The organism is Kitasatospora sp. CM 4170 (assembly GCF_032110285.1).
In the GTDB taxonomy this organism is placed as follows: domain Bacteria; phylum Actinomycetota; class Actinomycetes; order Streptomycetales; family Streptomycetaceae; genus Kitasatospora; species Kitasatospora aburaviensis.
Genome location: NZ_CP134877.1, coordinates 2799484 through 2814027, shown reverse-complemented (window position 1 = coordinate 2814027; position 14544 = coordinate 2799484). Strand labels below are relative to the sequence as shown.

Below are 14544 nucleotides of genomic sequence, written 5' to 3'. Positions count from 1 at the left end.
CCACTGCGGCCGCCGTTCCGGTCCGCTTCGTGACGACGGAGCCCCGCCGCCCCGGGAGGGGTGGCGGGGCGCCGCCGTGCCGGGCCCGGGTCAGCCGACGCCGATCTCGCCCAGCTGCAGGTAGTGGTCGCCGTACTGGTCGGCGCTCAGCCGGGTGGCGGCGACTTTCACGTACCGCGCCCAGGTCGGGGCGAAGGTGAAGTCCTGGCCCGCGGCCCCGGGCCGGGCGAAGCCGTTCCGGGCCGCCACCGTGGTCCAGGTGGCGTTGTCGGTCGAGACCTGGACGGTGAAGTCGACCGGGAAGCCCAGGCCGGTGTTCCCGCCGTCGGTGCGCGGGGTGAGCCGCACCCGGCTGATCCGGTTGGCGCTCTGCAGGTCGACGGTGATCCACTCGTCGGCGTCCGCCGTCGGAGACTCGGCACTGGTCCAGCCCATCGAGTAGCCGAGCGCCGAGTTCAGCACACCGTCGGTGGCGGCGCCGCGGCCCCAGCCGGAGCCCTCGACGGTGCTGGAGGCGGACACCGGCCGGTTGACGGCGAGGTCACCGCCGGCGGTCTCGATCTCCGCCAGCTGCATGTGGTAGTTGCCGTGCGGATCGGTTCGCAGCCGGGTGCCGGTGACCTTGACGTAGCGCACGTCGGTGGGCGCGAAGGCGAAGGACTGGGCGGAGGCGTCCGGCCGGGGGTAGTCCTTCCGGTCGGCGACGGTGGTCCAGGTGGCGTTGTCGGTCGAGACCTGGACGGTGAAGTCGACCGGGAAGCCCATCCCGGCGTTGCCGCCGTCGGCGCGCGGGTGGAGGTCCACCCGGCCGATCCGGCGGGTGGCGCCGAGGTCGACCGCCACCCACTCGCCGTGGTCGGTCGTCATGTTGCCGAGGCTGCTCCAGCCGAGGCTGCCGTCGGGCAGGCCGCGGCGGCCGTCGGTGGCGGCGGCCAGGCCCCAGCCGTCGGCCTCGTAGCTGGTCGAGGCCGTGACGGCGGCGCCTTCGGCGGCGTCGGTGCCCGGGTCGAGCCGGACGTTGTCGAAGCGGGCACTGGCGTCGCCGGTGGCCAGGCCGACGTTGCCGACCGGGTAGCCCTGGTCGTCGAGGGTGATCAGCGGGGTCGTCCCGGCGGAGACCTCCAGGGTGCTGCCCCGGGTGGTCACCCGCAGCGGGACCGTCCGGCCGGGGGTGTAGCCGGGCACCTGCGCCGTGGCGAGGACGGTGCCGCTGCGGTAGACGAACACCTCGCCGGTGTCGCGCAGGGCGACCAGGTAGCCGGTCTGGACGTCGGTCGGGTTCTGGCTGTGGATCGTCAGCCCGGCCCAGTTACTGTCGCCGCCCACGGGGTTGACCCCGGTGATCCGGACGTCGACCGAGGCCGCGACGTCCCCGTACGCGCGGCCGGCCACGGCGGAGACGGTCTGCCAGTCGCTCAGCGGGTCGCTCTGGACGTAGCCGCCGTCGGCGGTGACCGACCAGCTGCCCTTGGTGTGGCGCCACTGGCCGTCGCTGCCGGCGGAGAAGTCGTCGGCGAACGGGAAGACGGCGTCGGGACCGCCGGAGGTGAGCGCGTCCAGGATCTGCTTGTGGCGGTGGTCGGTCGCGACGCCGGAGGTGGAGAACTCGGTGGTGCTGGTGATCAGCGAGGCGATCAGCGCCCGGGCCAGCACCGGCTTGGTGGCGGCGAGCTGGTGCAGCAGCTCGAAGTCCTGGACGCCGGCCAGCAGGGCCTCGCCGCGGATGCTGTCGTAGAGCTCGTACTTCGTCTCGTGCTCGCGGTTCCCGTCGGCCTCGGTCGGCTGGTCGTGGTCCACGCCGACGTTGGGACGGACGAGGTAGCGGTCGCCGTTCTGCCAGTCGTCGAAGGTGTTGTAGGCCGGGTGGCCCGCGCTGTCGTCGGACCAGATGTTCCAGCCCCAGTGCAGGAAGCCGTTGCCGCCGGTGGCGGCCACCATCCACGGCGTCAGGCGCGAGTCGGCCACGGGGTAGCTGATGAAGCGGTTGACGTGGCGGTCCTGCGGGTCGTTGCAGTAGTAGAGCCAGAGGTCCTTCCCGGCCAGGCGCAGGCTCTGGTAGTAGCCGGCGTTCCGGTCGTAGTCGGCGTCGAGCTTGGGCGTCACGGTGCCGAGGGCGTCGTCGATGCCGGGGGCGACCCCGGTGTGCGCCTCGTTGGTCCGGCCCTGCGGGAAGTGGTTGCGGTACTGCTCGTAGAGCCAGGGCGAGGTCACGGTCTGCGTCGGCAGGTTGCCGCCGCTGGGCTCGTCGACCGCGCTCATGTAGAAGACGTCGCTCCAGCGCCGGCCCGGCGCGCAGACCGGGCCCGCGTCCAGGCACTTGGTGTCGAGGTGGGCCTTCAGCGCGCCGAACACCTTGTCGAGGTAGGCGGCGGCGATGCTCCGCTTCGCGGCCTTCTCCTCCTCCGTGTCCCCCGGCTCCCCCAGCGACAGGAAGTCCTTGTGAACACCGCCCCGGCCGTCCTCGACCAGCGCCTCCAGCTTGTTGCCGTCGCCCTCGATCAGGTGCGGGGTGTAGATGTACTGCAGCGCACCGGCGTCCTGGAAGATCTGGACGAAGCGGTCGAAGTAGCCCCACTGGAAGGTGTACTGGCCGGTCGCGGCGTCCAGCGTGGTGTCCGGGATCGCGAGGCCCTGGAAGTCCGCGAAGATGACGTTGTTGCGGTGCTTGGCGTGGTCGGCGGCGAAGTTCTTGATCACCGTCCACCAGCGCTCGTCGTCGTACGGCCGGACGCCGTACTGCCCGGGGATGGAGGCGTCGGTCCAGCTGTAGTCCCACCCGGCCGAGGTGAACCAGTTGTTCTGCCGGAAGGTCGACCGGTTGGCCGGCGGCAGCTCGGCGTCGTAGACCGTCACCGAGACCGGGACGTCCACGGCGCCCTCCGAGCTCTGCACGGTGGCCCTGCCGGTGTAGGTGCCGGCTGCCTGGCCGGCGGGCACGGCGACGCTGTAGTAGTACGGCTGGGTGGTGCCGGCGGCCAGGTCGTAGGGCTTGTTCTCGACCAGCGCGTCGTAGTAGGCCGTCCCGCCGTCCGGCGGCTCCTGGTGGCCGTCGTTCGGGCCCTCCTGGACGACCTTCGCGACGTGCGGGTGGTTGTACTCCCGGTTCACGGTGATCCGCGAGGCGGGGATGGTCGCGCCGCCGGGGCCGGCGAGGTCGCCGGCCGCGATCTGCAGACCGGACAGCCCGCCGCCGGAGCGGACGGCGATCTGGGCGGCCTGGGTCTCGTTGCGCGCGGCGAAGAGGTCGACCGCGCGGGCCGGCCGGGCCGGGACGGGGGAGGAGGAGAACACGTGGTCGTAGCCGCTCTCCACCCAGACCGAGGGCGGCGTCGCGGCGGCGGCCGTCCCGGGTATCAGGGCGCCGAGCAGCAGGGCCGCCACGGCGGGGACCAGCGCGCGCGCAGGTGATTTGTTCACGATCTCGCTTTCTCGGTTTCGGCTGCTTTGTCCACGATTCGGCGCCGCGGCAAAGCGGGTGGTGACGGCCAGTCATACCAAATGGCGGCGAACGCCCGGTAGTTCGTGCCGAACCCGGAAGGCGAACGCCCCGCCACCCGGGGAAGTGGGTGGCGGGGCGTGGGTGCCGAGGCGGTCCGGCCGGGTCAGAAGACCGGCTGGCCGGCCCGGACCAGACGCCAGGACTCGGCGGCGAAGTCGGCCGGGTCGATGACGCCCTTGGCCTTCACCCAGGCGATCATCGCGTTGCGGATCTCGTCCGAGTTGGCCCACACCTTCTGGGCGGCCGCGACGTGCGGGAAGTTGCCGCCGCCGTTGGCACGGTAGTTGTTGACCGCCAGGACGAACTGGGCCGACGGGTCGAGCGGCTTGCCCTCGAAGGTGAGGTTGACGATGCGCGAGCCGACCGGCTGGGCGATGTCGATGTCGTAGCCCAGGCCGTACACCGAGTCGTAGTTGTAGTCCGGGGTGTTCTGGGCGTTGGTCAGCGTGGCCTTGTCCACCGGCGCGCCCGGGGCGAGCTGGTTGTAGTACCTGGCCGAGAACTCCAGGTAGTCCTTCAGCTGGGCGCCCGTGAGGATGCGGGCCTCCAGGGTGTTCTCGTAGATGTACAGGCCCGCCGCGTCACGCAGCTTGACCTGGCCGGCCGGGATCCGCGCGGTGCGGTTGAACGGCGCGGCCTGGGCGAGCACCGGCAGCTTCGCGTACTGGCCGCCGGCCAGCGCCGCCTTCACCACGTCGGCCTGGACCCGGCCGATCAGGTCGATGATCGGGGTGTCCTTGTACGGAGCCTCGGCGATCGACAGCTCGATCTTGGCGGTGCCGATGACCTGGTTGACGTACGCGACCACCTTCTTGTGCTGGTCGGTCATCAGGTTGACGATCTCCGGGTCCTCCGGGACGGTGTTGGAGTTCAGCACCCGGGAGGAGAGCGAGACGACCTTCCAGGCGCCGCGGTCGAACTCCACCTCGAAGTCGAAGCAGGTCAGGCGCTGGCCCCAGCAGAGCGGCTCGGAGAGCACGACCGTCTTGCCGGTCTCCTTGTTGACGACCAGCCGCTGCGGGATCTCCTTGTGCGCGTGGCCCACCAGGACGGCGTCGACCCCGGGCACCTGCTCGGCCAGCGCGACCGAGGCGTTCTCGGCCCAGGGCAGCTGGTCGCCGTAGGAGGTGGCCTCGTCCATGCCCGAGTGGCAGGCGACCACGACGACGTCGGCACCGGCGGCCCGGACCTTCGGCACCCAGACCTTCGCCGTCTCGACGATGCCGGGGAAGGTCATCTTGCCGGCCACGTTGGCCTTGTCCCAGATCGCGATGCCCGGGTTGGTCAGGCCGAGGATGCCGACCTTGAGGGCCGGGCCGGAGCCGAGCTTCAGCTTGCGGATGACGTAGGGCGGGAACGCCGGCTTGTCGTTGCGGGCGTTCAGCGCGTTGGCGCCGAGCAGCGGGAAGTCCAGCTGCTCCTCGTAGGCGCGCAGGGTGCCGATGCCGTAGTTGAACTCGTGGTTGCCGAGCGCGGCGGCGGTGTACTCCATGGTGTTCATGGCGAGCGCCATCGGGTGCTCGGGCGCGGTGTCGGCCTCGGTGGCGATCGGCTCCACACGGGCGAAGTAGTACGTCAGCTGGGTGCCCTGGATGGTGTCGCCGGCGTCGATCAGCAGGCAGCGGTCCCAGCCCTTCTCCTCGCGGACCTGCTTGGCCAGCGTGGAGATCTTGGCGAGGCCGACTTCGTTGTGCGCCTTGTCGGCGTAGACCGCGTCGGTGAAGTAGTCCCAGTTGAGCACCCGGCCGTGCAGGTCGGTGGTGCCCATCACGGTGAAGGCCTGCTTCTTGTTCGGCTTGCCCTTGGCCACGGCGTCGTCCGGGCCGGCCGCCGCGGCGGGGGAGGCGGCGGCGAGGCCGGCGCCCCCGACGAGGGCGGCACCGGCGGCGGTGGCGGCGGACCGGGTGACGAAGTCACGGCGGTTCAGGGACATGGACGACTCTCCGGGGTGGGGACTGCGACGGACCGTCAACGATGATGTGGTGACGCGCGTAGAGGTACGCGCGTAGAAGTGTGCCGTGCGACCAGGCGGATTGATAGCCCCCGGACCTTTCCAAGAGGTGAGATCTTGGCGACTCGTTCGTGACGCGGACGGGTGGGTGCTGAGCGCTCGTCAATCCCCGGGCGCCGGGTGGGGCCGCTCCGGAAGGCGCGACGCCCGCCCGTCCGCGGTCGGGGTCGCGGACGGCCGGGCGTGGTGGGGGCGGGCGCGGACGGCCGGGCGTGGTGGCGCGGGTACCCCGCGGCGGGTGCGGTGCCGTGGCCGGCAGGAGTGCGCCGCCGGGCTTCGGCGTCGCGCGCCCGGCAAGGTCCGAAGAGCCGAACGGACCTAGATGTAGCCCTCGCGGACGGCGTGGGCTACGGCGTGCGCCCGGTTGCGCAGCTGGAGCCGGGTCGTCAGGCCGTGCAGCACGTTCTTGACGGTGCGCTCGGAGTACGACAGCCGGGCCGCGATCTCCCCGGTGTCCCAGCCCTCGGCCACCAGCCGCAGCACATCGGCCTCGCGCTCGGTCAGCCCGGCCGGGACACCTCCCGGCATCCCCTGGACGCTCCGCTGCAACCGGCCCACCTGTGTGATCAGCCGGCCCAGCAGATCGGCCGGAAGGTCGCCGTCACCGCGCGCCGCCGCCTGCACGGCCCGGCCCAGCCGTTCGGCGGTCGCCTCCCGGCGCCAGAGGATCGCGGCCACCCCGCACTCCACCGCCTCCAGCAGCTCGCTCTCGCGCATCCGCTCGACCACCAGCACCACCCGCTGCTCGGCGCCGCGCACCAGCTTGCGCAGCGTCGCTACCACGGCGGCGTCCGCCTGCTCGGCGAGCAGGACGGAGACCGTGCCCGGCCCGGCCGCCGCCTCCTCCACCAGCTCCAGGGCCGGGTCGCGGCGCAGCTGCGCCTCCGCGCCGGCTCGCGAGATCGGGTCCGCGGCCCGCACCACCACGGCGGTCCGGCCGACGGCGGCCGAGGCGGCGCCGGGCCGGCCGAGACGATGGGCGGACAGCGGCCGCGGGGCCGCCGAGGTCCGCGGCAGCGCTGCCGACCCGGGGACACGCCGGGCCACGCCGCGGCGGTCGTGCTCGCTGTGCAGGACAGTCAATCTGGTCCCCTCCAGGAGAATCGCGGCCCGCCGGCCGGACGGCCGGCCCGCTGCGCCGAGGGGGGCGCCGCCCGGCATCGGGCGGGCGGGGGCCGTGCGGTCCTGCGGCCCGGGAGCGGCGGTGCCCCCGAGGACCTCCATGCTTCCCGCCGGGACCGGCCGCGGCCATCGTGGTCCACCACGAGATCACGCCGCCCGCCTGGCATCGCCGCAGCGCAGCAGTGCCGCTCCCGGCCGTCGCGCGGACGGGGGTAGGGTTCCGTCCGGGGGCGGCGGGGCCGGAGCGGTGCGTGCACGAGCGGGCAGCCGGCCGGCCCGGCACCGCGCGCCGCGTGGTTCGCCCGGCGGCCCGGCAGTGCCCGGGAATGCCCGGGGTGCCTTCCCGGGGAGGGCCGGAGGGGGGCGTCCGCACCCGGCCGACCTGCCCGAAGGGGCCGGTCACACCGGTCGGCCGCTTGCACTCCGGTCGGCCTGTCGGCCAGGTCGGTACTGCTCCGGTCGGCCCGGCTGCGCTCCGGTCGCTCCGGTCGGTCGAGGCAGGGGAGAGCACCAGAGGGTCGGGGCGAGGCGGGGGCAGGACGACGGCGGGGGCGGGCGGAGCCGGTGCGACGGGCAGGACCCGGCGCCGGAGCGTCGACCGGCCGTCAGGCCGACTCCCCCGACGACGGCGAAGAGCTCCCGACCGGCCACCGGCGGGACCCGGGGAGGGAAGCAGGATGAGCACCGTCAGCACCCGCGGACCGCGGCCGTACCAGGCCGCCCCCGCCCCGCCACCGCTCATCGCCCGCACCCCCCACCTGGACCGGATCGCCGAGCTCGCCGACCGCGCCCGGGCCGGCGCCGGCGGCGCCCTGCTGGTCACCGGCGCGGCCGGCACCGGCCGCAGCGCCCTGCTCGCCGAGGCCGCCCGCCGCGCCGCCGCCGGGGGCACCACCGTCCTCTGGGCCCGATGTTCCGCCGACGAGTCCGACACCCCCTACGCCGCCGCCCGCCAGCTCTTCGAGTCCGGCCCCGGCCCCGGGCTCTCCCCGGTTCCCGGCCGCGGCACCCCCGTCGGCGGTTCGGGCGCGGTTCGGCCGGACGCCGACGGGCCCGGCGCCGACGGGCCCGGTGCCGAGGGCCGGGGCGCCGCCGGGTCGGCCGCCGAGGACGCACTCTGGTCGCTCCTGCGGATCCACGCCGCCCACCACCCCGTCCTGCTCGCCGTCGACGACGTCCACCTCGCCGACCGGCCCTCCCGCGAGTGGCTGCGCGGCCTCGCCCGCCGGATCGACCGGCTGCCCGTCCTCCTCCTCGCCACCGAGCGCCGGCAGGCCACCCTCGGTACCCCGCCCGAGCGCTTCGCCCGCGGCCTGCCCCCGGGCCTGGCCGACAGCCTCCGGCTCGACCCCCTCGACGCCCGCACCGCCGCCCTGCTGGTCGCCCGCCGGCTAGGCCCCCGTACGCCGGCCGCCCTCGCCGCCGACTGCGCCCGCGCCACCGGCGGCAACCCGCTGCTGCTCACCGCCCTCCTCACGGACCTCGCCGATCTCACCGATCCCACCGACCTCGCCGCCTGCCCGTGCGACCCGTGCGACCCGTGTGATCCGCGCGACCCGTGCGGCCCGTGCGGCCCCGGACCCGGCGCGCACCCCGGCGCGACCGCCCCGAACACACTCCCCGACAGCTGCCCCCGCCCGGCCGACGGCGCCTTCCCCGAGGCCGTCGAGGAGTGGCTGGGCGGCGGCGGCGCCCGCGCCCTCACCGCCGCCCGCGCCCTCGCCCGGATGCAGGAGCACCCCGACGCCCGCACCGCCCCGCTCCCCGGCACCGACCGCTGCGACCCGGCGGCCATGCTCGCCGAACTCGCCGGCACCGACCCCGACCGCACCGCCGCCTGGCTCGCCGAACTCACCGCCCAGGGACTGCTCGACGACCCCGGCCCCGGCCACTGGCCCCGCTTCACCCACCCCCTGCTGGCCGACGCCGTCCTCGCCGGCCACGAACCCGGCCACCGCGCCCGGGTCCACCGCGCCGCCGCCGAGTACCTGCACCGCGCCGGGGCCCCCGACGAACGCATCGCCGGGCACCTGCTCCTCACCCCCGCCCCCTGCCCGCGCTGGGCCGCCGACACCCTGCGCGCCGCCGCCCGCACGGCCGCCCGCGCCGACCGCCCGGCCGACGCCGTCACCCTGCTGCGCCGCGTCCTGGACGAGCCGCTCGGCGACCGCCGGCGCGGCCTCGTCCTCACCGAACTCGGCAGCCTGGAAGCCACCCTCGGCCCGGACGAGCGGGTCGCCGGCGTCCGCCACCTCGCCGAGGCCGTCGACCTCCAGCACTCCGACGAAGGCGTCTTCCGGACCGCCAACACGCTCGGCGCCGTCCTCGCCGCCCGCGGCGACGCCCCCGCCGCACTGGAACTGATGGAGGAGCTGGCCGAGCGCTTCGGTGACCGCGACGACCTGGTGCACGCCGTCCAGGCCGCCGCCGCGCTGATCGCCGCCCACGACGGGCACAGCTGGCTCCAGGTGGTCGAGGGAGTCCGCCGGTTCGCCGCCCGCGGCGCCCAGCGGCTCGCACCGCCCGCGTACGCGCTGCTCACCGAGTTCGACTCGACCAGTGGCGTGCTCTCCGCGGCGGAGGTCGCCGGCCGCGTCCAGGAACTGCTCGCGGCCCCGGTCGACCCGGTCTGCCGCCCCTACGTCCTGGTGTCCGCCGCCACCCTCGCCCAGTGGGCCGACCGGCTGGGCGAGGCGGACCGGCTGGTGGACCGCGGCCTGGCGGCGTACCGGGGACCCTCGCTGGACCCCGGCTACCAGTGCCTGCTGAGCGTCCGGGCCGAGACCCGGGTGATGCGCGGCGAGTACCAGGCCCTGCTGGAGGACTTCGCGCTCACCGGGCCCGCCCCGGCCGCGCGCCGCCGCGCGGGTGCGGCGCCGGACGCCGGGACCGGTACGGGGGCGGGTGCGAGGGCGCCGGGGGAGCGGACCGGGCGGCGCGAGCGGGCGGAAGGGCCGCCGCTCTCCTGGTGGTGCGGTGGCGACCCGGCCGACGACGGCACCGGTACCGGCATCGGCATCGGCACCGGCACCGCCACCGGACGCGACGAGCGCGACGGCCGCGACGAGCATGACGGCCGTGACGGCCGCGGCCAGCGGGCGGACCGGGCCGACAGCCCCGAGGCCGCCCGCGCCCGCTACGCCGGACTGCTCGGCCAGCAGAACGCCCACCTGGTCGCCCAGGCCGTGATCGCCCTCACCGAGACCGGCCGGTACTGGCAGGCCCACGGTCTCGCCCGGGCCATCGCCGCCGACCACTCCCAGGACTCCTGGGAGTGGAACGAGTACCTGTACGCCCGCGGCCTGCTCCGGCTGGCCACCGGCGAGCCCGCCGCGGCGCTCGCCGACCTCCTGGAGTGCGGGCGCCGGCAGAGCGAACGGCAGGTCCTCAGCCCGATCGTCACCCCCTGGCGCTCGACCGCCGCCGACTGCCACACGCTGCTCGGCGAACCCGGCCCGGCCGTCGCCCTCGCCGAGGAGGAGCTGGCGCTCGCCCGCACCTGGGGCACCCCGCGCACCGTCGGCCGCGCCTTACGCGCCCTGGCCGCCGCCACCGGCGGCCGGCACGGGCTGGACCTCGCCGCCGAGTCCGTCGGCCTGCTGCGCGGCGCCGAGGTGGAGGTCGAACTGATCCCCGCCCTGATCACCTACGGCCGGCTGCTCACCGAGGGCGGCCGGCGCGGCGCCGCCCGCCGGGCGCTGCGCGAGGCCGCGAGCCGCGCCGAGCGGCTCGGCACGGTGCGGCTGCGCGGGGTCGCGGTGGACGCGCTGCGCGCCTCGGGCGCCCGGCTGGGCCGCGGCGAGCACGCGGGCGCCGAGGCGCTGACCGACAGCGAGCTGCGGATCTGCCGGCTGGCGGTGGCCGGCCACTCCAACGCCGAGATCGCCGCGATGCTCCACCTGGCGCTGCGGACGGTGGAGACGCACCTGACCAACAGCTTCCGCAAGCTCGGTGTGCGCCGCCGGGTGGAGCTGGCCGGGGTCCTGGAGGGGTGAGCGCCGGCCGACGGGCCGGGCCGGGTCGGGCCGGCGCGGCCCGACCCGCCGGCCCGAGCGGTGCGGCGGGGTGGCCGGCCCGCCGGTCAGGCGCCCAGCGACGCCGCCATCAGCTCGACCTCCAGGGCCAGTTCGGCCCCCGGGTCGGCGTCGGCGGCCGTCCAACGGTCCCAGGACCGGGCCCGCAGGTAGCCGTCCACCGCCACCGGCAGCCGCCGGGCGACGATCAGCTCGGCGGCCGGCTCCCGGCCCACCTCGCGCAGCCGCGTCAGCAGTCCGGCCAGCAGCCCGTCCAGGCGGGCGGACGGGGGGAGCGGGACGCCCCCCAGGTACCCGGCCAGCTCCTCCAGCTCCGGCCAGGCCGGGCGGGGGGCCGCCGCCGGGGGCGGGGTCGTGCGGTGGCCCACCGGGGCCGCCTGGCCGCCCGACGGGACAGGGGACCCGGCACCGCCCGCCGGCCGGCCCGCGCCCGCGGACCCGCCCGCGCCCACAGCGCCGGCCCCGCCCGCAGCGCCGCTCCCGCCACCGGCGCGGAGGCCGCCGTCGGGCGGGTCGGCCTTCCCCCCGGACGGCCAGAGCAGCACGCCCGCGCCGTACAGCGCCGCCACGATCCCCGGCCACAACGCGCCACCGAACCCGGCGAAGTGCAGCCCCAGCCCGCCCACGCCCGCCGCACAGCCGACCAGGTTGCGGGTCGACTCCAGGTAGCCCCAGGCCCGCCGGCCGAACGACTCCCCGCCGCCGCCCGGACCGCCTGGGGCCGCCTCGCCGCCGGGACCACCACTGCTACTGGTAGCCACGGATCTCCTCGAACGCCCCGTCCAGCGAACCCGTCCCGTCGAACAGCTTCCCGCCGGTCAGCTCCGCGATCCCCTGCAACTGGCCCTTGGCCGCGTCACCGAACAGGATCGGGAACACCGGCACCGCCTTCTGCGCCGACGGCAGCCCGTCGTAGAACGCCCGGAAGTCCTTGTCCGTCGCGCCCTCGTTGCTCTCGCCGTCCGTCATCAGCACGATCGAGGTGAACCGGTCGTCCCCCGCCGCGGCCTGCTGCCGCTCGATCACCCGGTACGCCTCCTGCAGCGAGCTGTACACCGCCGTGCCGCCGTCCGCCGACAACTGCTGCACGTCCGCGTTGATCGCCGACAGCTCCTGCTGCGGACCCGGCCGGCTGCCGCTCGGCGGCACCGTGTGCGTCCTGGTCGACTTCACCTTGGAGGCGAACGAGATCAGCGTGACCTCCTCGCGGTCCCGGAACCGCCGCACCCCCCGGGTGTCGTCCGCCCCGGTCAACCCGCCCAGCGCCCGCTTCAGCGAGGCCAGCCGGTCACCCGCCATCGACCCCGAGGTGTCCAGCACGTACACCGTCCGGGACGGCCGGCGCAGCTCGTTCTGGTACGAGGCCAGCAGCCCGTCCGCCACCGCCCGGCTCCCCGGGAACGGCAGCTCGCGCCGCCGGTCCCCGGGCAGCGCCGGCGCCGCCGCCGCACCCGCCGCCACCGGACGGCGCAGCGTCAGCTCCGAGATCCGCTTCTGCACGTCGTCCTTGAGCAGGTACGCGGTCAGCTTCTGGAACGCGTCCCGCTCCCGCTGCGCCGACGAACCGAGCAGCGTCAGCGGGTAGTTCGCCGACACCACGCCGTCCACCGGGCGCACCACGGTCAGCTGCTGGTCCGCCGGCAGGGTCTTGTTCAGCGACAGCAGCACCGACTCGTAGTTCACCAGCGCCCCGACCCGGCCCCGCTCCGCCCGGGTGTACGCCTGCGCCAGCCACCCGGACGAGCCCGAGGTCAGCTTCTGCCCGGTGAAGAACTGCTTCAGCGCCGGCGTCGCCTTCTGCACGTCCGCCTCGGTCAGCGCCGCGTCCGCCCCCGAGAGCGCCGACGCCACCGCGACCAGCGCCGAGAAACCGGAGTTGGACCGGGACGGGTCGGACATCCCGTACGCCAGCCGCCCGTTCGAGGCCGCGTCCGCCAGCTGCGCCCAGGTCACCTTCGAACCGTCGCCCCAGCCCAGCTCCCCGAGCGTGGACGCGCGCACGCCCACCGCCACCGGGGAGACCATCACCGGCGTCTCCGAGAGCAGCTTGGCCTTGGCGCCCTCGTCCAGCCGCAGGTAGTGGTTGGACGGGAACCAGATCGCGTCGTACTTGCCGTCCGCCCGGCCCGAGGAGACCGCCTCCGCACCGTCCAGCGAACCGGTCCAGGCGAACTGGACGGTCACCCCGGTGGCCTTCTGGGCCTCCTCCAGCACCGGTGCCATGTCCTGCAGTTCACTGCCGGCCAGCACCCGCAGCACGCCCGCCCGGGCGGTCGGCGCCGGCGCGTCGCTCTGCCGCGGGCTCGGCGACGGCGAGGGCGAGGACGTGCACGCCGTCACCGCCACCAGCACGGCCAGCCCCGCCGCCACCATCCGGCCGCCGCGCCGCGCCGCGGCCGCCGCTCCCGCCATCGTCCTCATCGCCCCACCCGTCCTGGTCGCCATTCCCCCGTCACTTCCCCTTCGCGGCGTCGATCAGCTTGGCCAGCAGGTCGGGCGCCGGCACCGGAGCCTGCTTCACCTGCGCCGCCGCCAGGTCGGGCGCGAAGGCCGGCGGCCCCTTGCGCTCACCCACCTGCTTGGCGAAGGCGGACGGGTCCGCCTGCGGCCGGAACCCGTACTTCGCCTCCAGCCGGCGCAGCACCTCGTCGTCGCGCAGCAGGCCGGCCAGCTTCCGGCCGGCCTCGGTGCGCCCGACCACGGTGTGGTCCGAGGAGACGGTGGTGTCCGGGTAGAGCACCGTCATGTCGCCGGTGGACTTGCCCGCCGTGGCCAGCTGGGCGGCCTGCGACTCGTAGGCGAGCACCAGCGGGTTGCCTACGTTGGTGAGGAAGTCCTTGAACGGCTGGTCGCTGCTGCTGCCCTGGATGCCCTGCTTGGCGGTCAGCGCGCGCAGCACGGGCTTGACCTGGTCCACCTCGGGGCCGCTCGACACCACCTGGTGGCCGTTGAGGACGTAGGAGGTGACGGCGAGGTAGAGCGCTCCGGAGGAGGACTCGGCGGGGTCGGTGGTGGTCATGAAGACCGCGCCCCTGAGGTCCGAGTTGCCCGCGGCCCCGCCGAGGTCCTCCCACCTCTTGCCGGCCTTCACCAGGTTGAGGTACGCGTCCATCCTGAGCGTCCACACCCCGGTGGCCTTGTCCCGGCTCGCCACCTCGTTCTTCTCCAGCACCTCGGCGGTCGCCTGGTGGGCCAGCACCACGAGCGGCGAGTAGAACGGGCGGATCGGCGCGTCCTTGAGCTGGAGCTGCCGGCGGATCTCCTCGGCCGGGGAGAGGCTCGCCGGGAAGGCGAAGTCGAGCTGGTCGAGCTTGCTGTCGCCCATCAGCCACGAACCGGTGGTCTGGGCACTGACCTTGATCCCCTGCTTGGCCAACTCGGCCTTGACGTCCGGGTCTTCGAAGAAGTCGCGCTTCTCCGAGCCGATCACCCCGGTGACCGTGACGACCTTCTGGCCCGGACTGCCGCCGGGATCGTCCGACGGCCGCAGCAGCGCGAACGCCACCCCGCCGAGCAGTGCCACTGCCGCGAGCACTCCGACCGCGCGCTTCATGCCGAACGTTCCCCCTCGTCCGATCCGTCTCCGGGCTCCCACCCGGGTGACGAGCGTCCTCCCGGCCCGCGAGCTACGGCGGAAGCCATGGTGAACGAGAGGTGAACACCCCTTCACGGAATCGCATCTTCGACCGGCCGTTCGGCTCCCCGGCGGGGGCGCGCGGCTTCCCGGCGCCCGCCGGCACGTCAACCCGCCGACCGGGCAGCCGCGTCAACCCGCAGGCCGGGCCGTCCCTCGATCGTGGGCGTCCGGATGGTGATGCGTCAGATTGTTCAACTCGCCTTCCTGCAAAGGTCATCCTGCTGTTCGGACCTACGGCGAT

7 protein-coding genes are annotated in these 14544 nt (G+C 74.9%); 1 reads left to right on the top strand and 6 read right to left on the bottom strand.

The genetic code is table 11. The features are described from left to right. Positions 1-90: 90 nt before the first annotated feature. From RMN57_RS11380 to RMN57_RS11370, 3 genes are all read right to left on the bottom strand, one after another. Positions 91-3417, bottom strand: coding sequence for a discoidin domain-containing protein (locus RMN57_RS11380; RefSeq protein ID WP_313763274.1), 3327 nt, complete (start codon positions 3415-3417; stop codon positions 91-93). A 185-nt stretch (positions 3418-3602) separates the two neighbouring features. Continuing rightward, the gene (locus RMN57_RS11375; RefSeq protein ID WP_313763273.1) at positions 3603-5432 is read right to left on the bottom strand and encodes a 5'-nucleotidase C-terminal domain-containing protein; all 1830 of its coding nucleotides are present in this window, start codon (positions 5430-5432) and stop codon (positions 3603-3605) included. Between the two features lie 396 nt (positions 5433-5828). Further along, on the bottom strand, positions 5829-6497 hold the full coding sequence (locus tag RMN57_RS11370; protein WP_313767787.1) for a response regulator transcription factor: 669 nt from the start codon (positions 6495-6497) through the stop codon (positions 5829-5831). An 812-nt stretch (positions 6498-7309) separates the two neighbouring features. Between RMN57_RS11370 and RMN57_RS11365 the strand changes: the two genes are divergently transcribed. Then, positions 7310-10627: a LuxR family transcriptional regulator gene (locus tag RMN57_RS11365; protein WP_313763272.1), complete on the top strand. Its 3318-nt coding sequence runs from the start codon at positions 7310-7312 to the stop codon at positions 10625-10627. Between the two features lie 86 nt (positions 10628-10713). Here the strand turns inward: RMN57_RS11365 and RMN57_RS11360 are convergent, their stop codons facing one another. From RMN57_RS11360 to RMN57_RS11350, 3 genes are read right to left on the bottom strand one after another with little or no spacing between them, the layout of a single operon-like run. Continuing rightward, positions 10714-11427 carry a hypothetical protein gene (locus tag RMN57_RS11360; protein ID WP_313763271.1) on the bottom strand — a complete coding sequence of 238 codons (714 nt, stop codon included), beginning with the start codon at positions 11425-11427 and terminating at the stop codon, positions 10714-10716. Then, a complete protein-coding gene (locus tag RMN57_RS11355) occupies positions 11414-13087 on the bottom strand; it encodes an extracellular solute-binding protein (protein ID WP_313763270.1) in 1674 nt (557 codons plus the stop codon). Before RMN57_RS11355 ends, RMN57_RS11360 begins: the two co-directional genes overlap by 14 nt. A gap of 31 nt (positions 13088-13118) precedes the next feature. Continuing rightward, positions 13119-14219 carry a hypothetical protein gene (locus tag RMN57_RS11350; protein WP_313763269.1) on the bottom strand — a complete coding sequence of 367 codons (1101 nt, stop codon included), beginning with the start codon at positions 14217-14219 and terminating at the stop codon, positions 13119-13121. Positions 14220-14544: the final 325 nt, after the last annotated feature.

Coding starts and splice junctions, on each gene's coding strand:
- RMN57_RS11375 (WP_313763273.1), bottom strand. CDS start 5,432: ATGTCCCTGAACCGCCGTGACTTCGTCACCCGGTCCGCCGCCACCGCC.
- RMN57_RS11365 (WP_313763272.1), top strand. CDS start 7,310: ATGAGCACCGTCAGCACCCGCGGACCGCGGCCGTACCAGGCCGCCCCC.
- RMN57_RS11355 (WP_313763270.1), bottom strand. CDS start 13,087: ATGAGGACGATGGCGGGAGCGGCGGCCGCGGCGCGGCGCGGCGGCCGG.
- RMN57_RS11350 (WP_313763269.1), bottom strand. CDS start 14,219: ATGAAGCGCGCGGTCGGAGTGCTCGCGGCAGTGGCACTGCTCGGCGGG.